Annotated in this window: 22 protein-coding genes and 1 tRNA gene; 18 read left to right on the top strand and 5 right to left on the bottom strand. The window is 38.3% G+C overall.

The window, feature by feature from the left end:
• Positions 1 to 2 precede the first annotated feature (2 nt).
• The 9 genes from FC19_RS07235 (at position 3) to whiA (ending at position 12450) form a co-directional block, all read left to right on the top strand.
• Positions 3 to 1730 (top strand): phospho-sugar mutase, encoded by a 1728-nt coding sequence (locus tag FC19_RS07235; protein WP_057876319.1) that lies wholly within the window; start codon positions 3 to 5, stop codon positions 1728 to 1730.
• A gap of 110 nt (positions 1731 to 1840) precedes the next feature.
• Positions 1841 to 2356 carry a transcription repressor NadR gene (locus FC19_RS07230; protein WP_083488400.1) on the top strand — a complete coding sequence of 172 codons (516 nt, stop codon included), beginning with the start codon at positions 1841 to 1843 and terminating at the stop codon, positions 2354 to 2356.
• Positions 2357 to 2441: 85 nt separating this feature from the next.
• On the top strand, positions 2442 to 3875 hold the full coding sequence (locus FC19_RS07225) for a nicotinate phosphoribosyltransferase (RefSeq protein ID WP_057876318.1): 1434 nt from the start codon (positions 2442 to 2444) through the stop codon (positions 3873 to 3875).
• Positions 3876 to 3998: 123 nt separating this feature from the next.
• Entirely contained in the window at positions 3999 to 6002 is a 2004-nt protein-coding gene (gene uvrB, locus FC19_RS07220; protein ID WP_057876317.1) for an excinuclease ABC subunit UvrB, read from the top strand.
• Between the two features lie 33 nt (positions 6003 to 6035).
• A complete protein-coding gene (gene uvrA / locus FC19_RS07215) occupies positions 6036 to 8879 on the top strand; it encodes an excinuclease ABC subunit UvrA (RefSeq protein ID WP_057876316.1) in 2844 nt (947 codons plus the stop codon).
• 60 nt (positions 8880 to 8939) lie between these two features.
• On the top strand, positions 8940 to 9413 hold the full coding sequence (locus FC19_RS07210; protein WP_057876315.1) for an S-ribosylhomocysteine lyase: 474 nt from the start codon (positions 8940 to 8942) through the stop codon (positions 9411 to 9413).
• A gap of 171 nt (positions 9414 to 9584) precedes the next feature.
• Positions 9585 to 10469 carry an RNase adapter RapZ gene (rapZ, locus tag FC19_RS07205; RefSeq protein ID WP_057876314.1) on the top strand — a complete coding sequence of 295 codons (885 nt, stop codon included), beginning with the start codon at positions 9585 to 9587 and terminating at the stop codon, positions 10467 to 10469.
• Positions 10469 to 11494 carry a gluconeogenesis factor YvcK family protein gene (locus FC19_RS07200; protein WP_057876433.1) on the top strand — a complete coding sequence of 342 codons (1026 nt, stop codon included), beginning with the start codon at positions 10469 to 10471 and terminating at the stop codon, positions 11492 to 11494. Before rapZ ends, FC19_RS07200 begins: the two co-directional genes overlap by 1 nt.
• Positions 11495 to 11511: 17 nt before the next feature.
• Positions 11512 to 12450 (top strand): DNA-binding protein WhiA, encoded by a 939-nt coding sequence (gene whiA / locus FC19_RS07195; protein WP_057876313.1) that lies wholly within the window; start codon positions 11512 to 11514, stop codon positions 12448 to 12450.
• A 185-nt stretch (positions 12451 to 12635) separates the two neighbouring features.
• Here the strand turns inward: whiA and clpP are convergent, their stop codons facing one another.
• Together clpP and FC19_RS07185 are read right to left on the bottom strand one after the other, a co-directional pair.
• On the bottom strand, positions 12636 to 13229 hold the full coding sequence (gene clpP, locus FC19_RS07190; RefSeq protein ID WP_057876312.1) for an ATP-dependent Clp endopeptidase proteolytic subunit ClpP: 594 nt from the start codon (positions 13227 to 13229) through the stop codon (positions 12636 to 12638).
• Positions 13230 to 13551: 322 nt separating this feature from the next.
• Positions 13552 to 13623 (bottom strand) — tRNA-Arg (locus FC19_RS07185).
• Between the two features lie 66 nt (positions 13624 to 13689).
• Here FC19_RS07185 and rpoN point away from each other — a divergent pair.
• The 9 genes from rpoN to smpB all read left to right on the top strand — a co-directional run bounded on the left by rpoN (position 13690) and on the right by smpB (position 24607).
• Positions 13690 to 15033 (top strand): RNA polymerase factor sigma-54, encoded by a 1344-nt coding sequence (gene rpoN, locus FC19_RS07180; protein ID WP_057876311.1) that lies wholly within the window; start codon positions 13690 to 13692, stop codon positions 15031 to 15033.
• 321 nt (positions 15034 to 15354) lie between these two features.
• Entirely contained in the window at positions 15355 to 16383 is a 1029-nt protein-coding gene (locus FC19_RS07175) for a sugar-binding transcriptional regulator (protein ID WP_057876310.1), read from the top strand.
• Positions 16384 to 16444: 61 nt separating this feature from the next.
• Positions 16445 to 17458 (top strand): type I glyceraldehyde-3-phosphate dehydrogenase, encoded by a 1014-nt coding sequence (gap, locus tag FC19_RS07170; RefSeq protein WP_057876309.1) that lies wholly within the window; start codon positions 16445 to 16447, stop codon positions 17456 to 17458.
• Positions 17459 to 17575: 117 nt separating this feature from the next.
• Entirely contained in the window at positions 17576 to 18766 is a 1191-nt protein-coding gene (locus FC19_RS07165) for a phosphoglycerate kinase (protein ID WP_057876308.1), read from the top strand.
• Between the two features lie 70 nt (positions 18767 to 18836).
• The gene (gene tpiA / locus FC19_RS07160; RefSeq protein WP_057876307.1) at positions 18837 to 19592 is read left to right on the top strand and encodes a triose-phosphate isomerase; all 756 of its coding nucleotides are present in this window, start codon (positions 18837 to 18839) and stop codon (positions 19590 to 19592) included.
• A 105-nt stretch (positions 19593 to 19697) separates the two neighbouring features.
• The gene (gene eno / locus FC19_RS07155) at positions 19698 to 21023 is read left to right on the top strand and encodes a phosphopyruvate hydratase (protein WP_057876306.1); all 1326 of its coding nucleotides are present in this window, start codon (positions 19698 to 19700) and stop codon (positions 21021 to 21023) included.
• Between the two features lie 378 nt (positions 21024 to 21401).
• Positions 21402 to 21638 (top strand): preprotein translocase subunit SecG, encoded by a 237-nt coding sequence (secG, locus tag FC19_RS07150; RefSeq protein ID WP_057735804.1) that lies wholly within the window; start codon positions 21402 to 21404, stop codon positions 21636 to 21638.
• A 117-nt stretch (positions 21639 to 21755) separates the two neighbouring features.
• Positions 21756 to 24101, top strand: a complete 2346-nt coding sequence (gene rnr / locus FC19_RS07145) for a ribonuclease R (RefSeq protein ID WP_057876305.1) — start codon at positions 21756 to 21758, stop codon at positions 24099 to 24101.
• A gap of 38 nt (positions 24102 to 24139) precedes the next feature.
• On the top strand, positions 24140 to 24607 hold the full coding sequence (gene smpB, locus FC19_RS07140) for an SsrA-binding protein SmpB (RefSeq protein WP_057876304.1): 468 nt from the start codon (positions 24140 to 24142) through the stop codon (positions 24605 to 24607).
• Between the two features lie 146 nt (positions 24608 to 24753).
• Here the strand turns inward: smpB and FC19_RS07135 are convergent, their stop codons facing one another.
• Genes FC19_RS07135 through FC19_RS07125 form a run of 3 tightly spaced genes read right to left on the bottom strand, consistent with a single transcriptional unit; the run spans position 24754 to position 26772 of the window.
• Positions 24754 to 25320 carry a GNAT family N-acetyltransferase gene (locus FC19_RS07135; protein WP_057876303.1) on the bottom strand — a complete coding sequence of 189 codons (567 nt, stop codon included), beginning with the start codon at positions 25318 to 25320 and terminating at the stop codon, positions 24754 to 24756.
• Between the two features lie 28 nt (positions 25321 to 25348).
• Positions 25349 to 25864 (bottom strand): LURP-one-related/scramblase family protein, encoded by a 516-nt coding sequence (locus FC19_RS07130; RefSeq protein ID WP_187327541.1) that lies wholly within the window; start codon positions 25862 to 25864, stop codon positions 25349 to 25351.
• Between the two features lie 41 nt (positions 25865 to 25905).
• Positions 25906 to 26772: a Cof-type HAD-IIB family hydrolase gene (locus FC19_RS07125; protein WP_057876302.1), complete on the bottom strand. Its 867-nt coding sequence runs from the start codon at positions 26770 to 26772 to the stop codon at positions 25906 to 25908.
• Positions 26773 to 26806 lie beyond the last annotated feature (34 nt).

Below are 26806 nucleotides of genomic sequence, written 5' to 3'. Positions count from 1 at the left end.
ATGTGAACTGGGAAAAAACATATAAAATATGGGCTGATTATCAAGGATTAGAGGCTTCGTTGAGACAAGAATTGATTGAGCTTGCGGATAATAAGACAGGACTCGAAGATGCTTTTTATGCACCTTTGGAGTTTGGGACAGCAGGTATGCGTGGTGTAATTGGTGCTGGAATTAATCGAATGAACATTTATACTGTTCGTCAGGCGACTGAAGGGCTTGCATTATTCATGGATACACTGGATGATGAAACTAGGAAACGTGGAGTTGCGATTAGTTTTGATTCACGTCATCATTCAAAAGATTTTGCACATGAAGCAGCTCGTGTCCTTGGAGCACACGGAATACCAAGTTATGTTTTTGAAAGCTTACGGCCGACTCCAGAACTATCATTTACTGTGCGTGATTTGCATACATACGCAGGTATTATGATAACAGCAAGCCATAACCCTAAACAATATAACGGCTATAAAATATATGGTGAAGATGGCGGACAAATGCCACCAGAAGAATCCAATATGATTACAAAGTTTGTTCGTCAAGCAAGTGATTTGTTTAGTATAGAAGTTGCTGATGAAGAGGAACTTCGTAAAAATGATTTAATGAAGATTATCGGTGCAAAAGTGGATAAAGCTTACCTAGCTGAAGTCAAGAAAGTAACGATTGATCAGCAACTTGTTGCAAAAGAAGGCAAAACAATGAAGCTGATCTTTTCACCGCTGCACGGAACAGGTGCGATGCTTGGAGAGAAGGCCTTGAAACAGGCTGGATTTGCTAACTTCACGATGGTACCAGAACAAGCTAAGGCGGATCCTGAATTTTCAACGGTCACGAAACCTAATCCGGAAGACCCAGCAGCTTTTGATCTTTCAATTGCTCTAGGTAAAAAAGAAGATGCCGATCTTTTAATAGCTGTTGATCCTGATGCTGATCGTTTAGGTGCGGCTGTGCGACAACCTTCAGGTGAATATCAACTACTAACGGGAAATCAAATAGCTGCATTGATGCTGGATTACATTTTGACTGCACGTCAAAAAAACAATAAACTTCCTAAAAATGCAGCAGTTGTTAAATCAATTGTATCAAGTGAATTTGCGACAGCAATTGCTAAGAATTACGATACACAGATGATCAATGTTTTGACGGGCTTTAAATTTATCGCAGAACAAATCAAACACTTTGAAGAAACTAATGAACATACCTTTGTTTTTGGCTTTGAAGAGAGCTACGGTTATTTAGTTCGACCTTTTGTGCGTGATAAAGACGCTATTCAGTCACTCGTGATGTTGGCTGAAGTAGCAGCTTATTATAAAGAAAAAGGAAAGAATTTGTATGATGGCTTGCAAGCTTTGTTCGAGAAATATGGGTATTTTGCGGAAAAAACAATTGCACTGACTTTTGATGGTGTTGAAGGTGCACAGGAAATCAAGGATTTGATGACGAAGTTCCGTAAGCGCGCCCCTGAAAGTTTTGCAAACGTTGAAGTTTCGGCTATGGAAGATTTCTTAAATTCTGAAAAACATGCCAAAAATGGTAAAATAAGTCAGATTGATCTGCCAAAATCAAATGTGCTTAAATATTTGTTAGCTGACGGATCATGGATAGCCGTTCGACCTTCAGGAACTGAGCCTAAGATCAAGTTTTATATTGGAACTCAGGCCGATTCACAAACTGTAGCCTTTGAAAAAAGGCAAGCTTTTGAGGATGCAATTAACGCATTTATTCAAAAGTAATTTAGTTGTGGTAGTCGATCTGTCTATGCTTAGAAGAGGAAAACGAATTAAAGTTCGCATTTCCTCTTTTTGTTTGTATTTGAAAATGCTGAAAGAAGGGAAGTTAAAAATTGAATACTATCCAGAGAAGAGTAGCGATTAAAGACGAGTTGCATAACCAAAAGTTGCTTAGTGCTAATCAATTAGCACGAAAATATGGTGTTAGCCGTCAGACGATTGTTGGCGACATTGCGCTTTTACGGGCTCAAGGAGAACCAATTGTATCAACTGTAAACGGTTATAAGTATCAAGAAGAGAGTACATCGTACCATGGTGTTGTTGTGTGCCAGCATACATTTGATCAAACAAGGGAAGAACTGGAAGGCATCATTTCCTTGGGTGGCGAAGTTGTTGATGTGCTGATTGAACACAGCGTTTATGGGCAAATTGTTGGAACATTAGGACTAGCAACTCAATCGGATATCAATGATTTCATGAGCCGTGTAAAAAATGAGAACCATCGGTTGCTTGCAAGTCTGACTAATGGAATTCACTTGCATAATATTAGCTGCAAGGACGAAGAGACATTTAATAAAATTCAACTTCGACTGGATAAGCTGGGTTTCTTATACCATGACAAGACTTGACAAAGGTTAAATGCAGGTTTAATTTTAAACTAATTAATGTCTTGACACCCCTTTTTAGAAAGGGGCATGTTATTGGAGGAAATCGATGAAAACGAGAAATTTGTCTTTACTACTGGATTTGTATGAGCTGACAATGGCTAATGGCTTTTTTAGAGAACAGCCGGAAAAAATTGGTTATTTCGACTTGTATTTTCGCAAGATTCCTGATAAAGGTGGACTAGTGGTTTATGCAGGATTGGCACAAGTTATCAAGTATCTAAATGAACTTCATTTCAGTAACTCTGATATTGAATATTTGAAAGATTTGAATATTTTCGATGATGCTTTTCTAAAGTATCTTGGTAACTTTGATTTTAAATGTGATGTATGGTCAGTTGAAGAAGGAACTCCTGTTTTTCCGAATGAGCCGTTGGTAACTGTAAGAGGGCCTTTAGCGCAGGTACAGTTGCTAGAGACAATGTTGTTGAATATTGTCAACCATGAATCATTGATCGCAACAAAGGCACGGCGAATCTGTATGGTTGCGCGGAATCGGCCTGTTATGGAATTCGGTTCACGCCGCGCTCAAGGAGCGGATGCAGCTACTTATGGCGCTAGAGCAGCCGTTATTGGCGGTTGTTCAGGCACGGCTAATGTCTTAAGTGCTAAGCTATTTGGATTAAAACCACTTGGAACAATGGCACATAGTTGGATTCAATCGTTTCCAAGTGAACGTGCAGCTTTTGAAGCATGGATGAAGGTCTATCCACACAATTGTTTATTGCTGGTTGATACTTATGATGTTCTGAAGTCTGGTGTACCTAATGCTATTCGAATTTTTAAGAAATTAAAAGAAATGGGAATAAATGATCATCTTGGAATACGCATTGATTCGGGCGATATAACTGTATTAACACAGAAAGCACGTAACATGCTTGACAAAGCTGGTTTCAAAAACGCAACAATCACAGTTTCCAATGCGCTGGATGAAGATGTTATTCAAAATGTTCTGGAAGAAGGAGCATCAATTGATAGTTTTGGTGTTGGTGAAAAATTAATTACAGCATCCTCGGATCCAGTTTTAAGCGGTGTTTATAAATTAGTGGCCACGCAAGAAAAAGGTGTAGTAACACCTAAAATAAAATTGAGCAATACAGTTGAGAAAACAACTATTCCTGGTTTTAAAAGGCTATATCGACTATATGATGAGGAAAAAAGAGCACGCGGTGACTTAATGTGCTTGGATTCAGAAGCGGTAAAAGAAAGCAGCAATATTTATAATTCTGATCCGAATAAAACTCAACATGTTAAGCAGCTTCATTCATGGCAATTAAAGCCATTACAGGTACAAGTTTTTAAAGAAGGTAAGTTGATCTATCAAGCTCCTGAAACAATGGAAATTCAAACATTCTCAAAAAAAGCAATCGCTGAATTACCAACATCTTGTTTGCGTTTAAAAAATCCAGACATTTATGATGTTTATTGGACAAGTCAACTTAAAGATTTACGGTTGAAGATGATTGAGGAGTTCTCTTATTAGCAGCGTACACGAAACGTGCGAAAGTATGTTCGCTGTGTTAAAATGAATGAGCGAGTAAATAGGCCGTGGCAGTCAATTGTCGTGGTCTTTTTGTGACTATAAAAAGAGCACGGGGGCCAGAATATGATAGAGAGACAAGTAGATCGGCGTTTTGATTTGGTTTCAGCATATCAACCAACTGGTGATCAGCCGCAGGCTATTAAAAAGTTATCAGAGGGCTTGAAAAACGGACGTAAGGAACAGATTTTACTAGGAGCAACTGGGACGGGAAAAACATTCACTATCTCAAATGTGATAAAAAATGCGAATAAGCCGACGCTTGTTTTAGCTCATAATAAAACTCTGGCTGGGCAGCTATATGGGGAATTTAAAGAGTTTTTTCCCAATAATGCAGTTGAGTATTTTGTCAGCTATTATGACTATTATCAGCCTGAGGCGTATGTCCCTTCCAGCGATACTTATATTGAGAAAGATTCAAGCATCAATGATGAGATAGATAAATTACGGCACTCAGCGACGAGTTCTTTACTGGAAAGAAATGATGTAATTGTTGTCGCATCTGTTTCATCAATCTTTGGATTAGGAGATCCTCATGAATACAAAGAACACACACTCTCACTAAGAGTCGGACAAGTGTTAGATCGAGATACGCTACTGCGTCAGCTAGTTGATATTCAATTTGAACGCAATGATATTGATTTTCAGCGTGGACGTTTTCGCGTACATGGTGACATAGTTGAGATTTTTCCTGCTTCACGTGATGAGCGAGCTTTACGCATCGAATTTTTTGGTGATGAAATTGATCGAATACGTGAAGTTGACTCATTGACAGGGGAAATTATTGGCGACCGCAGTCATGTTTCTATATTCCCAGCAACACATTTTATGACTAATGATAATATTATGGACAAGGCAGTTGCGGGGATTCAATCCGAATTGGAACAGCAGCTGGGGAAATTTAAAGATAGAAACAAACTTTTAGAGGCGCAGCGTTTGGAACAGCGTACAACTTACGATATTGAAATGTTGAGAGAGATGGGTTACTGTTCGGGAATAGAAAATTATTCCCGTCATATGGATGGTAGAAAAGAAGGCGAGCCTCCCTACACTTTACTGGACTTTTTCCCTAAAGATTTTTTAATTGTTGTTGATGAATCACATGTGACGATGCCTCAGGTTCGCGGGATGTATAATGGTGATCGTGCACGTAAGCAGATGTTGGTTGATTATGGTTTTCGCCTTCCAAGTGCGCTCGACAATAGGCCATTAACAATAAGTGAGTTCGAAAAACATATTAATCAAATAGTTTATATGTCTGCGACTCCAGGACCTTATGAACAAGCCCAAACAGATGAGATCGTTCAACAAATTATTCGACCAACAGGTTTGCTGGATCCTATAATTGAAATTCGGCCGATTATGGGGCAAATGGATGATCTTGTGGGTGAAATTAACAAACGTGTTGAACGTAATGAACGTGTTTTTATAACAACACTTACTAAAAAGATGTCTGAAGATCTGACTGATTATTTGAAAGAACTGAGAATCAAGGTTAAATATCTGCATTCAGATATCAAAACATTGGAGAGAACTAAAATCGTGCGCGATTTGCGTCTAGGAAAATTTGATGTTCTCGTAGGAATCAATCTGCTGCGAGAAGGAATCGATGTGCCAGAGGTATCATTAGTTGCAATTCTTGATGCCGATAAGGAAGGCTTTTTACGCAGTGAGCGTTCGCTTGTCCAAACAGTTGGACGTGCTGCACGTAATGAGAATGGACGTGTTATCATGTATGCTGATAAGGTTACTGATTCAATGAAAGCTGCAATTGATGAAACTAAACGTCGTCGTAGTATTCAAGAACGATACAATAAAGAACATCATATTGTTCCAAAAACTATCAAGAAAAAAGTTCGTGATTTAATTTCGATAACCAAACCTGTTAAAAATGGTAGAAAAAAAGAATCATTTACAGAATTAGAATTTAACGATTTGGAGCGCGATGACCAAAAAGAAATGATTGGCAGATTAGAAGATCAAATGAGAGCTGCGGCGAAAAAGCTTGATTTTGAAGAAGCTGCAACATTGCGTGATACGATTATGGAACTGAAGGCGCAAATTGAATAGAGCTTAGCTTGCAACGAAGGAAGGAAATGAAGAGTGGTACAAAATAAGATCGTGATCCATGGCGCTCGCGCGCATAATTTAAAAAATATTGATGTTACAATTCCTAAAAATAAGCTAGTTGTAATGACAGGTTTATCAGGTTCTGGCAAGAGTTCCTTAGCTTTTGATACGTTATATGCCGAAGGACAGCGGAGATATGTTGAAAGTTTGTCTGCATATGCGCGGCAATTCTTGGGACAAATGGATAAACCGGATGTTGATTCAATTGATGGTCTCTCGCCAGCAATTTCGATTGATCAGAAAACGACCTCCAAAAACCCACGGTCGACTGTCGGAACAGTTACTGAGATAAATGATTATCTTCGCTTACTATGGGCTAGGGTAGGGACTCCGATCTGTCCTAATGATGGGCATGAAATTACCAGCCAATCTCCTGAACAAATGGTGGATCGAGCTTTAAAGTTACCAGAAAGAACTAAAATTCAAATCTTGTCACCGATTATCCGCCAGAAAAAAGGGCAACATAAAAAAATTTTTGAAAAGATAAAACGTGAAGGCTTTGTTCGGGTCCGTGTGGACGGTCAAATTTATGATATTGAGGATAAACTGGAGCTAGATAAGAATAAAAAACATTCAATTGAGGTTGTAGTTGATAGAATTGTTGTTAAAAGGGGAGTTCGCTCACGTCTTTTCGATTCTTTCGAAGCGGCTTTGCGTCTTTCAGAAGGATATGCGAGTGTTGATATTATCGGTGGAGAACTATTGCAATTCTCAGAAAACTTTGCATGCCCTTATTGTGGATTTACCATCGGTGAACTTGAACCACGTTTATTTTCTTTTAATGCGCCTTTTGGAGCGTGTCCTGATTGTGATGGTTTGGGCGTAAAACTGGAGGTAGATAAAGATCTGGTAGTTCCTGATCTCCATAAGACATTGAATGAGGGGGCAATCGAGCCGTGGAATCCAATAAGTTCTAAGTATTATCCAAGCTTGCTTGAGCAGATGTGTGCAGCTTTTGGGATCGATATGGACACACCCTTTTCAAAGCTAACTTCTTCAGAACGAAAGACGATTTTATATGGTGCTGAGTCTAAGACTTTTCATTTCCACTATGAAAATGATTTTGGCGGCGTTCGGGACGTCGATGTGCCGTTTGAAGGTGTCATTCCGAATATCGAGCGGCGTTATCATGAAACAAACAGTGATTTTACACGTGATGTTATGCGTAAATATATGACGAGTCTGACATGTCAAACTTGCCAAGGTTATCGCCTTAATCAAAAAGCATTGGCTGTTAAGATTAATAAAAAACATATTGGCGAAGTTTCAGATGATAATATTGCAGAAGCACTGCATTTTTTTGAAAAAATTACTTTTAATGAACAGGACGCAGCAATTGCACGTCCAATTTTGAAGGAGATCAAAGACCGATTGACTTTTTTAATTAATGTTGGTTTGGAGTATCTGACTTTAAGCCGCTCCGCACGTACTTTGTCTGGAGGTGAGGCGCAGCGAATCCGCTTAGCAACACAAATTGGTTCTAATCTGTCAGGGGTTTTGTATATCTTAGATGAACCCTCAATCGGGCTACATCAAAGAGATAATGACCGTTTGATCTCATCTCTTAAGAAAATGCGCGATTTAGGCAACACATTGATTGTCGTAGAGCATGATGAAGATACGATGCGTGCTGCAGATTATGTAATAGATATTGGTCCTGGTGCTGGAAGCGATGGGGGAAAAGTTATGGCAGCAGGGACCCCCAAGCAGGTAGCACGTTCGCGCAAATCTATTACTGGGCAATACTTATCAGGACGGAAGTTTATTGCTGTACCGGAAGAACGGCGACCTGGAAATGGAAAGTATTTGTGTATTAAAAGTGCAGCCGAAAACAATCTAAAAAAAATTGATGTTGACTTCCCTTTAGGTGAATTTATAGCAGTGACCGGTGTTTCTGGTTCAGGGAAATCAACACTTGTAAATATGATTTTGAAGCGAGCATTGGCGCAAAAATTGAATGGCAATTCGGAAAAACCTGGAAAATTTGAAGGAATTGAGGGTGTTGAGAACCTTGAAAAGGTGATCGATATTGATCAGAGTCCAATTGGGCGAACACCACGAAGTAATCCAGCCACCTATACAAGTGTATTTGATGATGTGCGCGATCTATTTGCGCAAACTAATGCTGCAAAAATGCGTGGTTATGGAAAAGGCCGGTTTAGCTTTAATGTTAAAGGTGGGCGTTGTGAGGCATGTAAAGGCGATGGGATAATAAAAATTGAAATGAATTTTCTGCCGGATGTGTATGTACCGTGTGAAGTTTGTCATGGAGCGCGGTATAACTCTGAGACTCTGGAGATTCAATACAAAGATAAAAACATTGCGCAAATTTTAGATATGACTGTTTCAGAGGCTTTAGAATTTTTCTCTGCTATCCCCAAAATTAGACGCAAACTGCAAACAATTGTTGATGTAGGGCTTGGATATGTGAAATTAGGACAACCAGCAACAACATTGTCTGGGGGTGAAGCACAGCGAATGAAATTAGCATCTGAGCTGCATCGTAAATCTAATGGAAAAACATTTTACATCTTGGATGAACCGACTACCGGCTTGCATACTGATGATATCAAGAATTTATTAAATGTTCTGCAAAGGCTTGTTGATAAGGGAAATACAGTTCTGGTAATTGAACATAATTTGGATGTTATAAAAACTGCAGATCATTTGATAGATCTTGGACCTGAAGGTGGAGACGGCGGTGGAACTGTTGTTGCTGTTGGAAAACCAGAAGAGGTTGAAAATGTTGCAGCGAGTTACACTGGCAAATATTTACATGCTGAACTAGTGCGGGATCGTGAACGAGCACATCGTTGAGGACTTGCTTTTTTGTTTCAAAGTGCTTAGAGTAATGATATAGATTGGAGTGGATAGTGAATGGCAAAAGTTGAAAGTTTTACATTGGATCATACGGCAGTCAAAGCTCCGTATGTTCGCCTTATCACGGTAGAAGAAGGGCGTAAAGGCGATAAGATCTCTAATTATGATTTGCGATTGGTACAGCCAAACGAGAATGCAATTCCGACTGCAGGGCTGCATACAATTGAACACATGCTTGCTGGTTACCTGCGAGATCGTTTGGATGGTGTAATTGATTGTTCTCCTTTCGGTTGTCGGACAGGATTTCATTTGATTACATGGGGCGAACATGACATCGTTGAAGTTGCTAAAGCTTTGAAGGGTGCATTGCAAGATATCGAGAATTCAACTTGGGATGATGTTCAAGGAACTGATATTAAAAGTTGTGGCAATTATCGTGATCATTCTCTTTTTTCAGCTAAAGAATGGTGTCACAAGATTTTGAATGAAGGTATCTCTTCAGATCCATTTGTTCGTAAGATAGTTGAATAACCGTAGTTTTTGTTATTGATGATATTTTAATCATTCTGCAAAACAAAAGCCAAAGCAGAGTCCAGGTCTATTTTGCTTTGGTTTTTGTTTTGCAAAAAATTTTACGATAAAACTATTTCGAAACACCCGGTATGTTATAATGTTCAGAAGGTATAAATTGGAGGAATTGTAATGAAAGAACCATTAAAATTGGTCGTTATTACCGGTATGAGTGGTGCCGGTAAGACTGTGGCAGTCCAAAGTTTTGAGGACTTAGGTTATTTTTGTATTGATAATATGCCACCTACTCTGTTGCCAAAATTTTGGGAATTAGTCCGTGAATCTGGAAAGGTTAATAAAGTAGCATTGGTAATTGATTTACGTTCCCGCGCTTTCTACGATGAAATCATTGAATTGTTAAATAATCTCGGCAGTGATAATTTCATTGACACGAAGATCCTATTTCTTGATGCTTCTGACGGTGAACTAGTTGCCAGGTACAAGGAGACAAGGCGTTCTCATCCTTTAGCGATGGAAGGACGGCTGATGGATGGAATTAAATTGGAACGTGATTTGTTGTCTGATATACGTGCTAAAGCACAGTTAGTGGTAGATACAAGCAAATTAACTCCAAGACAGCTTCGAGAAGAGATTTTTCATAACTTTGAAACTAGCGAGTCAACAGCTTTTCATGTTGAAGTTTTGTCCTTTGGTTTTAAATATGGTTTACCAATTGATGCAGATATCGTAATGGATGTCAGATTTCTACCGAACCCATATTATATTCCAGAATTGAAGCAGGAAACAGGACTAGATAAACCTGTATATGACTACGTAATGAAGTCTGCCAAAACAGAGTCTTTTTATCAGCAATTTATCGCACTTTTAAACAATGTGATTCCTGGGTATAAAGAAGAAGGCAAGTCGAGTGTCACGATTGCGATTGGATGTACAGGGGGACAGCATCGATCCGTAGCACTGGCTAAAAGAATAGGTGACAGTTTGGCATCAATTTACCCAGTGAGAATTTCTCATCGGGATATCAAGCGGCGAAAGGAGTCTATCAATCGATCATGATGAATAACATAACGAATAATCGAAGGCAAAGGCCCCATATAGTCGTTATTGGCGGCGGGACAGGACTGCCTGTCATACTGCGGGCTTTGCGTAAAAAAAATGCAGATATAACAGCGATTGTCACAGTTGCAGACGACGGCGGGTCTTCCGGTGTTATCCGCGACTATATTAATGTTGTTCCGCCAGGAGATATTCGCAATGTCTTGGTGGCGTTGTCCAATACACCAGAAATTTATAAAAACATTTTTCAGTATCGATTTAAATCTAGTGACCAGTTTTTTTCAGGACATGCAATTGGTAATTTGATAATTGCTGCATTGTCAGAAATGAATGGTGATGGTATTTTTAATGCTGTTCAGGAACTTTCTCAACTAATGAAGATCGATGGTCACGTTTACCCTGCCGCAAATGATCCGCTTATCTTAAATGCTGAGTTTACGGATGGGACTTTACTGGCTGGTGAATCTGAAATTTCTGCTGCTGATAAGACAATCAAACGTGTTTGGGTAACCAGCGTTGATGGAGAAAAGAAACCGCATGCTGTCAAAGAGGTTGTGGATGCTATTATGCAGGCGGATCAGATCGTGCTAGGCCCAGGAAGCCTTTTTACAAGCATTTTACCAAATCTGATGATTTCGAATGTTGGTAAAGCTGTCTGTAAAACTGAGGCTGAAGTTATTTATATTTGTAATATTATGACACAAAAAGGCGAGACCGAACATTTTTCTGATGCTGATCATGTGCGTGTTCTCAATAATCATCTTGGTCAAAAGATTATTGATACTGTTTTAGTGAATACGCAACCTGTTCCAGATAACTACATGGATCATCAGAAATACGGAGAGTATCTCTATCAAGTTAAACATGATTTTAATGGGCTGCGTCAAGAGGGGTGTCGAGTGATTTCAGATAACTTTCTTGAGTTGCGGAACCGCGGAGTATTTCACAACGGAAACCAAGTAGTCGACGAACTGATGCGGCTGACAAGCCGTCCTTTGTCATGGATAGATAATGAATTTAACTAAGTAGAGGAGGGGTGTCAGTGTCCTATGCAAGCGAAGTAAAGAAAGAATTAACAACACTTGATGTTCATTTTGCAAATGCCAAAGCGGAATTAATGGCTCTTATTCGCATGAATGGGTCACTAAGTATTGCACAACACCATTTTATTTTAAACATTCAAACCGAAAACCCCGCTATTGCCAGAAGAATTTATACGCTTTTGAAGAAATTTTATGAAGTTGAAAGCGAACTGCTGGTTCGTCGCAAGATGAAACTAAAAAAGAACAACCTTTATATTGTAAGATTAAAAAAGGGCAGTGAAATGGTGTTGAATGATCTGGATATTCTCGATGGTTTGCAGATAAAAAATAGTATCCCCCTACATTTTTTAGATGATGATTCAAAAGTGAGATCATATCTGCGAGGAGCTTTTTTAGCAACAGGATCTGTCAACAATCCTGAGAAGAGTCGTTATCATCTTGAAATTTATTCCCTATATGAGGAACAAAATGATGTTATTTGTCGATTGATTAATCGCTATCATTTAAATGCACGCAAAACTGAAAGAAGAAGCGGCTATATAACTTACCTAAAAGAAGCAGAGAAAATAGCCGACTTTTTATCGTTAATTGGTGCAACAAATGCAATGTTGAAATTTGAAGATATACGGATTATTCGCGATATGCGAAACTCAGTCAACAGGATTGTTAACTGTGAGAATGCTAATATGAATAAGATTGCTGATGCAGCTAAGAAACAGATTGAAAGCATTCAGTATATTGAAGAAACAGTCGGTATAAATAAGCTACCTCCTAAGTTACAGAGCGTAGCGCATGCACGTGTTTTAAATCCAGAAGTTAGTCTAAAGGAACTTGGGGAAATAGTTTCAGGTGGTCCAATCTCTAAATCAGGGATAAATCACAGGTTGCGTAAAATAAATGAACTTGCACAGAAAATACGTAGCGGTGTAGGAATTTAATATGACTCGTCTTAAAGGTACCGTTTAAGGATTAAAGCGATGTTTTTATCATTTTTGTCTAGTTCACCGATGTACCTGAGGGATGATTTGGTTGTGATTAATTCAAAATTTCGTTTTTTATTTTCTAATATGTATATGCACAAAAAAATGATGCCCTGAATGGCATCATTTTTTTACACATATAATTATTTAATTTTTTTCTTGTTTTTCATAATTCCGTCAATCAAGCCGTAATCAACCGCCTCTTGCGCTGACATGAAATTATCACGTTCGGTATCACGATTAATAACTTCAATGTCTTGACCAGAACCATCAGCCAAAATCTTATTAATCAATTTACGTGTTTTAAGAATATGTTGAGCAGCAATTCCAATCTCTGTTGCTTGTCCTTGAGCTCCACCAAGAGGTTGATGGATCATGACTTCAGAGTTAGGCAATGCAAAACGTTTGCCCTTTGTACCAGCAGTCGCCAAGACGCTGGCCATTGAGGCAGCCATTCCCATTACGATTGTTTGAACATCAGCAGTAACAAAGTTCATTGTGTCATAAATGGCTAACCCAGCAGTCACACTTCCGCCGGGAGAATTGATATAAATATAAATATCTTTTTCAGAGTCTTGTGCATCTAAGAAAAGCAGTTGTGCAATGATGGCATTAGCCATGTCATCATTAACCTCACCTGAAAGCATGATGATACGATCTTTTAGAAGTCGTGAGTAGATATCATAGGCACGCTCGCCTCTGGATGATTGTTCAATAACTGTAGGAACTAAATTCATCTGTAGTACCTCCTAACTATTTTAACGTCACTAATTTTAGCATTCATAGGTCTATGTTGCTAGTTTAAACTATTGGTCAAAAAAGGTCAAATAAAGAGCAACAAATTTTAGCCTTATTTGAGTAACGTTACTTTCGACTAACTAGGTACTTTAATGTTAAAATACATATTGGAATTTGTGAATTACATTACAATGCTTATTTATAGGGAAGCGTATATAGTGGAAACACTGCAAAAGTAGACATAATATGAAAAAAGCTGAGTCAGAGTTATTTCTGACCCAACTTCTAAGATGAACAAACTCAGATGTTAAACTATCTATATGCGCCACGTGGGAGTCGAACCCACATTACAAGAACCGGAATCTTGTGTGCGATCCATTACACTAGCGGCGCAACACTCTTCCTATTTTAACGGAAATATATATAATTGACAAGTAAAAAAAGTCAGGTGAAATAAAAATGCCTCTTGAACAAACATATGGCCAAGAACAAAAACAAGTCCAAAAACTCGCAATGACACAGCAAATGCAGCAATCTATTCAAATCTTGAGATATAGCATTGAAGATTTGCATGTTTTCTTATCTCAAAAACAGTTAGATAACCCATTTATAAAAATCAGCGATCGCATGAACTATGCAGGAAAATTAATCAATACGACTAATAGCATCGAGGACAAGGGTGACTGGATCTCACAAACGGCGGAGCATAAGCAGCAGTCGCTGTATGATTATCTTTTATCACAAGTTCATTTGACAATGAGAAAATCAGTTCTTAGGGGTTGGGTGGTCTTTTTGATAGATCATCTGGATACCAATGGTTATTTGAGCGTTGATTTTGCGGAGATCCTAAAAAAAACCAAGGTTGATGAAACAACGTTACTAGATGCACTGACGTTGTTGCAGCGCTTGGATCCACCGGGTATTGGAGCAAGAAATCTGCAGGAATGCCTTTTACTGCAGATTGAAAATAGTGATAATGTTCCTAAATTTGCATATGAAATCGTTGATGAAGCTTTTCTTCAGCTTGCCGATCGTAAATGGACAGAGATAGCACGCAGATTTGCTATTTCATTAGAAGAGATTCAGAAAGTTTTTGATTATGTGCGGACGTTGTCACCCGCTCCGGGAGCAGCTTTTGGTCAAGATGATATTGGATATGTGTATCCTGATCTTTTAGTCAAAGTTGATAAAAATCAGCAGAAGGTCGAACTGAAAATTACAAAGCAAAGCAAACCGCTAGTTGTTTTTAAACAAGACTATTTTGCAGAGTTTTCACAGCTGCCAGATAAGGATGTTAAAGATTATTTACGAGAAAAGAAAGCAGATTATCTTAATATTGCACAAAATCTTGAAAGACGAGGATCTACTATCGAACGTGTTGGGCAAGCTATCATTAACCATCAAGCTAACTTCTTTCTCAAAGGGGATCATCCTCTTAGTCCCTTACTTTTGCGGGAAATTGCGCATGAATTACACTTGCACGAGTCAACTGTGAGTCGTGCGGTCAATGGTAAATATTTAAAATGTGATTTTGGTGTTTTTGAATTGCGACATTTCTTTACGAAAACAGTCAATAGTAACAGAGAAGATGAGGAATTAACAGCGGATGCGGTTCAATCTCAGATAAAAGCACTGATTGATGCGGAAGATAAAGTAAAGCCATTATCGGATAGCAAGATTGAAAAGCAGCTTAGTCAAAATGGAATTGAGATTTCACGCAGAACGATAGCAAAATATCGTGATTCAATAGGTATTCCTTCTTCAAGTAAACGCAAAAGATTTGATGAGAAAAGCAAAAAATAATTTTTTAAGCAAAGTGGTTAAAGCTGAGAAAGAAGATTATTGTTCGCTATTATAAAGGAAAAAATTAAAAATATAATAGATTATTCGCAAATTGTAAATTCTGAAAAAAATTTTAATGCTTGAGTACGGATTTTGAATACTTTTTAGTTTTGTGTTCACCGCTTGCAATAGGTGATAATTATTGCTATAATGCAAACTGTGATGAGGTATGGGAACAATTCAAGAAGAATATAATTGTTGTTGTGCTTTGTTTTTTTTATCTTGATGGGTCGCTTTGTGACACCGCTGGACAGAAGCAGTCCCGCTAGGAAGGGTCGTAAAATGCGCCGAGAATTAGAGTGGATAGAAAAGATCGCACCTGACATGGTAGAGATTATGGTGCAGAGATTTATGATAATGCGTCATATATACTGGTCAGGACCTATCGGAAGACGTTTGTTGGCGCAGGAAATTGGAGTTACTGAACGAGTCCTACGGACTGAAACTGATTTTCTTAAACGGCAGGGTTTGATTACTTCAACGAAATCAGGAATGATAATAACGGATGAAGGTAAGAGCGTTATTCGCAAATTGCGTGGCTTGATGGATCAACTCGCTGGAGTTCAGCAGCGTGAAAAAAGGCTCAGTGAATTTTTGAAAATTGATCGTTGTTTGATTGTTTCGGGAAATTGTGATGAGCAAGTCAAAGTTATCGAGACAATGGGTAAACTCGTCAATGATACCTTGCAGGTTTTGCTGCCTGAAGGTAAAAATGTAATCGCAGTTATGGGCGGTACAACGATGGCGAGAATTGCAGCTTGTTTAACACCAAAAGTTGCCGAAAAAAGAGATTTACTCTTTGTTCCGGCACGAGGAGGAGTTGGAGAGGCTGTTGATATTCAAGCCAATAATGTGAGTGCTCAGATGGCATTGCGTACGGGTGGAAAACATCGTACATTATATGTGCCAGAGCAACTCAGCGAGAAGGCTTATGCACCTTTGATGCAGGAACCGAGCATTTTAGAAGTTGTTCAGCTTATCCGAGGCAGTAATGCCGTTATACATAGTATCGGGGAAGCTATTACGATGGCTCGGCGGCGTGATATGTCGGAGGAAAGTGTAGGTGAACTTAAGCGTGAACGTGCTGTGGGAGAGGCCTTCGGGTATTTTTTCGATGAAGATGGCCGAGTAGTATATAAGATTCCACGAATCGGATTACAGCTTGAGGATCTCGCTAGTATGAAAAATGTAATTGCAGTTGCTGGAGGCACGTCTAAAGCTAAGGCAATTGTTGCTTACATGAAATTGGCCCCTAAACAAACCTGTTTAGTGACAGATGAAGGGGCAGCTAAGATGATTTTAAAAGAGTAGTGTTTAACTGACATTGCTTTTTAAAATAAATTTTTTATTTCCTAAAGGAGGAAATTTTAGTATGACTACTAAAGTAGGTATTAATGGTTTTGGCCGCATTGGTCGTTTAGCATTCCGTCGTATTGCTGAAACTTCAGAAAGTTTGGAAGTTGTTGCTATCAACGATTTAACTTCCCCAGCTATGTTGGCACATTTATTGAAATACGATACAGCTCATGGCCAGTTTGACGCTGAAATCTCTGCTACGGATAACGCTCTTGTTGTTAATGGCAAGACAATCCCTGTTTATGCAGAAGCAGATGCACGTAATATTCCTTGGGTTAAAAATGATGGTGTTGAATTAGTTCTTGAATCAACTGGTTTCTACACATCAAAAGAAAAAGCTTCAGCACATATCGAAGCAGGCGCAAAACGCGTTTTGATCTCTGCTCCAGCTGGCGATGTTCGTACAATCGTTTACAGTGTTAACGATGACACATTGACTCCAGAAGACAAGATCGTTTCTGCTGCTTCATGTACAACAAACTGCTTGGCACCACTTGCAAAAGCTGTTAATGATGCATTCGGTATCAAAGCTGGTACAATGACAACAATCCATGCTTACACAGCTACACAAAAATTACAAGATGGTCCAGATCGTGGTGGCAACGTTCGTAACGCACGTGCTGCTGCACAAAATACAATTCCTCATTCAACAGGGGCTGCTAAAGCACTTGGTTTAGTTGTTCCAGAATTGCAAGGTAAATTGGATGGACATGCACAACGTGTACCAGTTATTACAGGTTCATTAACAGAATTAGTTACAACTCTTGACAAAGAAGTTACAGCTGACGAAGTTAATGCAGCAGTTAAAAAAGTTACTGAAGGCAATGCATCATTCGGTTACAACAATGATGGTATCGTTTCTTCAGACGTTATCGGTACAACATTCGGTTCTGTCTTTGATCCTACACAAACACAAGTTGTTGGTAAAGGTGAAGGACAAGTTGTTAAGACTGTTGCATGGTATGATAATGAATCAGGCTTTACTGCTCAAATGATCCGTACATTGGAAAAATTTGCTAGTTTACTTTAAGATTTAGCTTTTAGCGCTAAGTTGATGAACTGAACTAATTGCAAGTCATCGAGGCGGGGGGAGGCAATACTCTCTTCGCCTTTTGTTTTTAAATTATAAATTGGAGGATTGCTTTTTATGGCTAAATTAATTGTTTCTGATTTAGATGTTAAGGATAAAAAAGTTTTGATCCGTGTTGATTTCAATGTTCCTATTAAAAATGGTGTGATTGGTAACGATAATCGAATCGTTGCTGCATTGCCAACTATCAAGTATGTTGTCGAAAATGGCGGTAAAGCTATTCTCTTCTCACATCTTGGTCGTGTAAAGAAAGAAGAAGACAAGAAAGAGCTCTCTCTTCGTCCTGTTGCAGAACGTCTTGCAGATTTAGTTAAAAAACCTGTAACTTTTGTTCCTGCAACTCGTGGTGCGCAACTCGAAGATGCTATCAACAAAATGAATGATGGCGACATCCTCCTTGTTGAAAATACACGTTTCGAAGATTTAGACGGCAAAAAGGAATCAGGAAATGATCCTGAACTTGGTAAATACTGGGCATCACTCGGTGATGTTTATGTAAATGATGCTTTTGGTACTGCTCATCGTTCACATGCTTCAAATGTTGGGATTGCAAGCAACATGGATCAGGCTGCAGCTGGTTTCTTGCTTGAAAAGGAAATCAAGTTCTTAGGTAATGCTGTTGACAATCCTAAGCACCCATTTGTTGCAATTCTTGGTGGGGCTAAGGTTTCTGATAAGATTGGTGTTATTGACCATCTGTTAGGTAAAGCTGACAAAGTTATCATCGGTGGTGGTATGACTTATACATTCTACGCTGCTAAGGGCATGAAAATCGGTAACTCATTAGTTGAAAAAGATAAGGTTGAATTAGCTAAGACAATTATTGAAAAAGCTGGCGACAAGCTTGTTTTACCAACTGACTCAATTGTAGCTGAAAAATTTGATAACGATGTGCCAAGTAAAGTTGTGGATGGTGACATTCCTGATGGATACATGGCACTTGATATCGGACCAAAGTCTGTAGCATTATTCAAAGATGTTTTGAAAGATGCAAAAACAGTTGTTTGGAATGGACCTATGGGTGTCTTTGAAATGAGCAATTATGCCAAAGGAACACTTGAAGTTGGTGAATTCTTAGGTACTTTAAGTGAAGCAACAACAATTGTTGGTGGTGGAGATTCTACAGCTGCCGTTCAACAATTAGGTGTTGCTGACAAGCTTACTCATATTTCAACTGGTGGCGGAGCATCACTTGAATATCTTGAAGGAAAGACTTTACCTGGAATTGCAGCTGTTTCTGATAAGTAATCCTTGTTAAACAGAACTGTTGCCAGCGTGATTATTAATTGCTAAATCAAGATTTGAAAGGATGATATACGTGCGTACACCAATTATTGCAGGAAACTGGAAAATGAACATGAACCCAGAACAAACTGCTGAATTTGTAAAAGCTGTTAAAAATAATTTGCCAGCAAGTACAAAAGTTGAAGCTGTCATTGCAGCTCCTGCTGTTGATTTATCTGCATTGCTCGAAAATGCTAAGGGTTCTGAATTGAAAGTAGCTGCTGAAAACTGCTACTTTGAGGACGAAGGGGCTTATACTGGTGAAACTTCACCTAAAGTTTTGAAAGAAATGGGCGTTGATTACGTGATTATTGGTCATTCAGAACGACGTGATTATTTCCATGAAACTGATGAGGACATCAACAAAAAAGCACATGCTATTTTCAAAAATGATTTGTTGCCAATCATCTGTTGTGGTGAAACACTTGAAACTCGTGAAGCCGGCAAGGCTGAAGAATGGGTTGAAGGACAAGTAACTGCTGCACTTGAAGGCCTTTCAGCAGATCAGGTTTCAAGCTTGGTTATTGCTTATGAACCTATTTGGGCAATTGGAACTGGTAAGACAGCTTCTTCTGATCAAGCAGAAGAAATTTGTGCCGTTGTACGTAAGACGGTTGCAAAATTGTATGATCAAACAGTGGCTGATAAAGTTCGTATTCAATACGGTGGTTCTGTTAAACCAGCAAATGTTAAAGAATTAATGGCAAAAGAAAATATTGATGGCGGTTTGGTTGGAGGAGCTTCATTAGTTCCTGATTCATACTTGCAACTTGTGAATTACAAAGGCTAGTAAAATTTTGTATCATAAGTGATTGAAACTGGATGTCAAAACCTTTAAAATATGGTTGAGGTAATTAAAAAACTCAACCCAAACAAACTCAAAGGAGAGTGTATTATGTCTAGTATTACAGAAATCTATGCACGCGAAGTCTTAGATTCACGTGGTAACCCAACAGTTGAAGCAGAAGTTTACACAGAAGCAGGTGCTTTTGGTCGTGGAATCGTTCCATCAGGTGCTTCTACTGGTGAACATGAAGCTGTTGAATTACGTGATGGCGACAAATCTCGTTTCATGGGTAAAGGTGTTACAAAGGCTGTTGCTAATGTTAACGATGTTATTGCAAAGGAAATCGTTGGCTATGAAGTAACAGATCAAGTTGCCATTGATAAAGCTATGATTGCTTTAGATGGTACACCTAACAAAGGTAAATTAGGCGCAAATGCTATCTTAGCTGTTTCAATTGCTGCTGCTCGTGCAGCTGCAGATGAACTGCAAATTCCTTTATACAACTACTTGGGTGGTTTCAATGCGCATGTATTACCAACACCAATGATGAACGTTATCAATGGTGGTGCACATTCAGACAACAAAGTTGATTTCCAAGAATTTATGATCATGCCTGTTGGAGCTTCAACAGTTAAAGAAGCAATCCGTATGGGTTCTGAAACTTTCCACAATTTGCAAAAATTATTGGCAAATGCCGGCAAAGTAACATCTGTTGGTGATGAAGGTGGTTTTGCTCCTGATTTTGCTAACAATGAAGAACCATTGAAGTTCTTGATTGAGGCTATTGAAGCAGCTGGCTACAAACCAGGTAAAGATGTTGCAATTGCAATCGATGTTGCTTCATCAGAACTTTGGGATACTGAAACAAATAAATATAAATTACGTTGGTCAACAGGTGAAGAATTCACAACAGAAGAATTCGTTGACTACCTTGAAGATTTGACAACTAAATATCCAATTATTTCAATCGAAGATCCAATTGACGAAAACAATTGGGATGATTGGAAAGTAATTACTGACCGTCTTGGTAAGAAGGTTCAATTAGTTGGTGATGACTTCTTTGTAACAAATACTCAATACCTTGAAAAGGGTATTAAGATGGGTGCTGCAAATTCTATTTTAATCAAGGTTAACCAAATTGGTACTTTGACAGAAACTGTTGAAGCAATCGAAATGGCTAAAGAGGCTGGTTATACAGCTATTGTTTCTCACCGTTCAGGTGAAACAGAAGACACAACAATTGCTGACTTAGTTGTGGCAACTAATGCTGGTCAAATTAAGACAGGTTCAATGAGCCGTACAGATCGTATTGCTAAGTATAACCAATTGATGAGAATTGAAGATCAATTAGGTAAGAGTGTAGCACAATACAAGGGTATCCAATCATTCTATAACTTGAGTGCACAAGCTCGTCAAGAAATTGAAAGCAAATAGTTTAATTTTTTGATTAATTGAATATTAATTGAAGGGTCTGTGACGAAACTTTAGTTTTGTCACAGACTTTTTTTGATTGGATTATAATCAGAATTGGAATTTGCTTATTAAAGTGATCTAAAGGACAATACTTTCTTTTACTCATAATTAAAAGTAAACTATAATTAGTAGGGTAAGAGTTGGCAGGAATTCTAAGTCTATTTTGTTATTTTGAGTAGTTACTAGTGATAATTTCAATTAAGTCTGTTGGGAATAACTGCTAAGCAGAGCAATGTGTGCAGAGTTTGACGCATACCTGAAAATGAAACTGGAAAAATATTTGAATTTATGCTAAATTATAGAAGATGTAGGTTGCCTAAAAGGCAAGGAGGTAGAAGCTTGTACAATTTACTCTTAACTTTGTTAATGATCGATTCAGTGTTAATAATTATTGCTGTGATGATGCAGCCTGCTAAGACTGATAATGCATCGACTGCGCTCTCAGGGGGGGCAGCTGATCTTTTTAGTAAACAAAAGCCGCGTGGCTTTGAAGCATTCATGCAAAAAGTGACAGTAGTGTTAGGTGTCATCTTTTTTGTACTTTCGTTGGCGATGGTTTACGTTTCATCACATTGATCAAAAGTAAGACCTCCTGCTGATGTTATTGGGAGGTCTTTTATTTGTTTTTGTGCAGTTATTAGTTGAAATGTGTTACGCTTAAGTCACTAATCAATCAATCGAATGAGGAAATAGATGGAAAAAAATAAGATTAAAGACAGTTTATTAGAAATTTTAAGAGCAACACCAGATCAAGCCTTTACAGTCCAAGCGTTGGCTGAATCAATCAAGATGACAGATGCTGGAAGGTTTAAGTTTGTTGTGCAGGCGCTTGCACAATTAGAACATGATAAAGTAGTAAACTTGAATCAGAATGGGACTTTTACAATTGCAAAGGACGACAGTTTGCCAATCCTTGAAGGTGTTTTTCATGCCAATGATCATGGTTATGGTTTTGTAACTGTTGATCCAGAAACACCAGATTATTTTATAAACCCCACGCAGACGCTTTCTGCTTTAAATGGAGATGAAGTTGAGTTAGTAATGCTTCATCCCGCAGATAAAACGACTGGAAGAGGCCCTGAGGGAAAGATTACAGGGATAGCACATCATTCACTGGAACAAGTTGTTGGAGAGTTCCAAGTCGATGAATCTGAGAATTATCCAGAAGGAGTTATTGGTAAGATTAGGCTGAAGGATCGCAAGTTAGCCAACTATAAATTTCTTGTAGAAGATAAAGGCTTGAAGCCTGTACCCGGAGAAGTGGTTTTAGCTGATATCACAGCATATCCTGATGCTCATCTACCAGGCATTTTAAAAGGGATAATAAAAAAGGTTATTGGCAATGTCAATGATCCAGGAATGGACATCTTGCAGGTCGTTTATCAACATGATATCCCAACTAAATTTCCAGATGATGTTATGAAGGAAGTCGAAAATATTCCTGACCATGTCACGGAAGCAGAAAAAGTTGGTCGTGAAGATCTAACGGAGCAGGACTTGGTTACAATTGACAGCATTGAATCTAAGGATCTTGATGATGCAGTGACGGCTTGGAAGCTGGACAATGGAAATTATCATTTAGGGGTCCATATTGCGGATGTTTCGCATTATGTTGTTCCAGGAACAGCATTGAATGATGAAGCGTATGAACGAGGGACTTCTGTCTATCTAACAGATCGAGTTATACCAATGCTGCCACACAAGTTGTCAAATGGAATATGTTCATTAAATCCGCGTGTTGAAAGACTAGCGATGAGTTGTGAGATGGAAATTGATTCTATGGGTCAAGTTGTCAAGCATCGTATTTTTCCAAGTGTTATAAAAACAACTGAACGCATGACTTATGTGGATATCAATAAAATCTTAGAATCACATGATGAAAAAACAATGAAACGTTATGCGAATTTAGTACCTATGTTTCAAACTATGGGCGAGCTGCATAAAATTTTGCTTAAAATGAGGAAACGGCGCGGAGCAATTGAATTTGAAGACACAGAGGCCAAGATCATTGTTGACGAAAAAGGCCATCCGATCGATATTCAATTGCGTGACCGCGGAGTCAGTGAACGAATAGTTGAATCTTTTATGTTAGCTGCTAATGAAACAATAGCTGCACATTTCAATAATCTAAAAGTACCATTTATTTACCGTATTCATGAAAAACCTAAAGCAGAAAAAATGCTTTCCTTTTTCGAGGCGTTATCTGGTTTAGGTATTGAGTCTGCAGGTAGCAGCAGTGATGTTAAGCCAAAAATGTTACAGAATATTTTAAAAAAGGCTGCGGGGAAACCTGAAGAAGCAATGGTTTCCACAATGTTGCTGCGTTCGATGCAACAAGCAAAGTATGCTGATCAACCATTAGGTCATTTTGGATTGGGAGCGGACGATTATACACATTTTACTTCCCCAATTCGGCGTTATCCAGATTTGTTAGTGCACCGTTTAATTCGTTTTTATAAAGAGAACGGAATTAGCACCGAAACAAAAGAAAAATATAAGGATGAAATTCCAGAAATAGCAACACACAGTTCTCAAATGGAACGTCGTGCCATCGATGCTGAACGAGATACTGATGCTATGAAGAAAGCAGAGTATATGGCTGATCATGTAGGTGAAGAATTTGATGCAGTGGTTAGTTCAGTTACTAAGTTTGGGATGTTTGTTTCGTTGCAGAACACAGTCGAAGGTTTGATTCATATTAGTGAAATGAAAGATGACTATTATGAATACCTTGAAAAACAAATGGCATTAGTTGGGCGCCATACAAAGCGAACATATCGAATAGGACAGCCGATTAAGGTTAAAGTGATTAATGTTAACGTTGACCAGAAGGAAATTGATTTTACACTTTTGAATCCGGAGAAAACACCTAAAACAGATTTATTGAAAAATAACGGTGGTTTTAACCGAAATGAACGTAATGGTAAAAAAATCACACATGGCGGCAAACGTTATAGCAAATCTAAGAACAGTAATAGTGAACACAAAAAATTTCACGGCAACCGTCCGTTTAAAGATAAGTTTAAACGACATAAATGATGTAGGCATATTTTAACTACTGCAGGGGGTGTTTATAATTGACCAAGGGAAAGCACAACGAGCGTCCATTAGCTCAAAATAGGAAGGCTGGCCATGATTACTCGATTATAGATACTATTGAAGCTGGAGTTGTTCTAACGGGGACTGAGATCAAATCAATCCGCAATAGACGTATTAATTTGAAGGATGGTTTTGCTCAAGTTCGTAATGGAGAGGTTTGGTTAATGAATGTGCACATTTCCCCTTATGATCAAGGAAATCAATTCAACCATGACCCGTTACGTAAGCGAAAATTATTGCTGCACAAGAAGCAGATACAACGGCTGATGAATGAATCGAGCAATAAGGGAATAACGATAGTTCCATTGAAAGTCTATCTAAAGGGTGGTTTTGCAAAAGTTTTGCTGGGAATAGGCAAGGGAAAAAGGGCCTATGATAAGCGTGAGTCAATCAAACGCAAAGACCAGGAAAGACAAATCCAAAGAACTCTAAAAAATTATAGTTAACTTTTTTATGATCTGATTCAGAGAATTTTTAAAATTAATTAGCTAGACGGCAGTAAATTTTTGGGTGCAGTTAAAAAAGGTCTAAGACTCAGTGAGAGATGTTTCTCATTGAGTCTTAGACCTTTTTAGGTATCAAAAAAATGCAATTATACTCTTAATTGCATGTGATGATAATGATGATGACTGATGACTGTTGTCCTAACTTTTTTGTAGCCAATTCGTGAATATAGTTTTTCAGCTAAGGGATTTTGAAGATCAACGCTCAATCCTACACACGGTTTATTAGAATTAAGTGCTATCTTAGGAAGAGTGGTTAGTAACTTTGTTCCAACACCTTTTCCGCGAAAAGCAGAGGAAACGGCTATTGAATCTAGATACCATTCATTGGGAAAAGTTTCGTCATCAGTAAAAAGACTTATTTTTTCAGGAAGTTCGACAGCAGAAACAGCTCGTTCCCAAATGTCATTGATGGATTTCTCCATTTCATCAGGATATCCAAAAGCAAACCCAGCAATCTGACCATCTATTTCGGCCACAATTGTTTTGCCCATGCTAAAGCGAATAGCTTCCGTTTCAAAGGCAAATTGAATGATTTTGTCTAATTTTTTTTCAGGGATCAGTTGCAGTGCTGGAAGCTCCATTTCGTTGAGAATAATCTTAAAAAGCGGAACTATCTGTAAGGCATCTTTCTTTTGGGCAGTTCTGATTAACAATATAATTGATCCTTTCTTAAATGAAAAACTAATTGTATCTGATACGCAAATTGTACATGTGTGCACGTTTTTTTGATAGCGAACGAACAAGATGATCTAAAATAGCAACGATGCAGATGCATAAAGCCTCGTTTTCTTCATTGTCAATTGACAGTTCGAGGCAGTCTCCAAACGGGAGAGTAACCTCTTGGAGCGTCATAATAGTGTGACGCCCATGGAAGATACGATAACGAGAAGTATATAAATCCCCGACAATGAACCAATTTAGTCCACGCACAATCAGAATATCTTTTTTTCCAAAATGGTAGCGTCTAAGTGTGCCAACATGTTCATTATGTTTGAACAAATCAAAGTGGGGTAAGAGACCAAAGCCGTGCTGCTTTATTTCGGCTAAAAGAGTTCCAGAAATTGCATAAACTGAAAGGACATCTTGGTGGCGCCCCCACTTACCGACAACTAAGTAGATTTTTTTTCGATTTATATCGCTTATTGTTGAGGCCCCTTGTTCCGCAAGCCGCCCTTTCTGAACATATAACTTACGCAATTCAATCCCTCCTTAAACTAATAGCTTCTTTATGAATACTGTTAGTCCTCGTTTAAAAGTTCATCAATTGCTTTGCCAACACCATCTTCAGTATTAGAAGCTGTTAACCTTGTAGCAAGTTGCTTAACTTCCGTAATAGCATTTTTCATTGCATAACTGACACCGGCAACTTTCAACATTGAAATGTCATTATTATTATCACCAATGGCCATCACATTATCCATTGGCACGTTTAATTTATCAGCATAAGCTTGAAGTGCGGCACCTTTTTGCGCATTAACATGGTTTATTTCAATGTTAGAGCTTGAAGAAGAAGTAACGATCAAATTTTCGTACTGCTGAATTTCTCTTTTGATAGGGTCTAAAACTTTATGACCTTCATTGCTAAAAGCAACGACCTTAAAAATATTGATGTGATTATCGTCAACTAATTTTTGATAGTTGTCTATATAATTTATATTCATTAATTCCATTCGTGCAGCAGCCATTGTAACCGCGAGTTTGTACGGTGTTTCTGGGCTCACATTGGTTAAAAGTTCAGCAAAGTTTTCAATTCGTTTTGCTTTGTTATCTGAAAAAATGCCCTTTGATGTAACAACTTCAAAGTATAGCTTCTTTTTTTTCAAATAATGAATTATCTTACTTGAAAGTTGATCGTGAATTGGGGATGAGCTTAATATACGTCCATTTTCATCAAATATTTGTGCACCGTTCAAAGTAATCAAAGGGCAATTAATACCAGCATCTTTGAGCAATGGCTTGATTTCTGTGAATCCTCTACCTGTTGAAACGATGAAGTGCACGCCAGCGGCCTGTGCACGTTTAATTGCAGCCGCATTTTCTTTAGAAATAACCATCTTATCATTTAATAAGGTTCCATCCATATCTGAAGCAATAATTTGAATCATAACGTTTCCTCCACTTAATTGTACATATTTACCT

This window comes from Liquorilactobacillus aquaticus DSM 21051 (genome assembly GCF_001436755.1).
Taxonomy (GTDB): Bacteria; Bacillota; Bacilli; order Lactobacillales; family Lactobacillaceae; genus Liquorilactobacillus; species Liquorilactobacillus aquaticus.
The sequence above is the reverse complement of the archived record's forward strand: the minus strand, read 5'-3'. Positions and strand labels throughout refer to the sequence as shown.

Coding starts and splice junctions, on each gene's coding strand:
- FC19_RS07210 (WP_057876315.1), top strand. CDS start 8,940: ATGGCAAAAGTTGAAAGTTTTACATTGGATCATACGGCAGTCAAAGCT.
- rpoN (WP_057876311.1), top strand. CDS start 13,690: ATGCCTCTTGAACAAACATATGGCCAAGAACAAAAACAAGTCCAAAAA.
- FC19_RS07165 (WP_057876308.1), top strand. CDS start 17,576: ATGGCTAAATTAATTGTTTCTGATTTAGATGTTAAGGATAAAAAAGTT.
- clpP (WP_057876312.1), bottom strand. CDS start 13,229: ATGAATTTAGTTCCTACAGTTATTGAACAATCATCCAGAGGCGAGCGT.
- FC19_RS07175 (WP_057876310.1), top strand. CDS start 15,355: ATGCGCCGAGAATTAGAGTGGATAGAAAAGATCGCACCTGACATGGTA.
- rapZ (WP_057876314.1), top strand. CDS start 9,585: ATGAAAGAACCATTAAAATTGGTCGTTATTACCGGTATGAGTGGTGCC.
- uvrB (WP_057876317.1), top strand. CDS start 3,999: ATGATAGAGAGACAAGTAGATCGGCGTTTTGATTTGGTTTCAGCATAT.
- FC19_RS07200 (WP_057876433.1), top strand. CDS start 10,469: ATGAATAACATAACGAATAATCGAAGGCAAAGGCCCCATATAGTCGTT.
- FC19_RS07125 (WP_057876302.1), bottom strand. CDS start 26,772: ATGATTCAAATTATTGCTTCAGATATGGATGGAACCTTATTAAATGAT.
- FC19_RS07225 (WP_057876318.1), top strand. CDS start 2,442: ATGAAAACGAGAAATTTGTCTTTACTACTGGATTTGTATGAGCTGACA.
- eno (WP_057876306.1), top strand. CDS start 19,698: ATGTCTAGTATTACAGAAATCTATGCACGCGAAGTCTTAGATTCACGT.
- gap (WP_057876309.1), top strand. CDS start 16,445: ATGACTACTAAAGTAGGTATTAATGGTTTTGGCCGCATTGGTCGTTTA.
- rnr (WP_057876305.1), top strand. CDS start 21,756: ATGGAAAAAAATAAGATTAAAGACAGTTTATTAGAAATTTTAAGAGCA.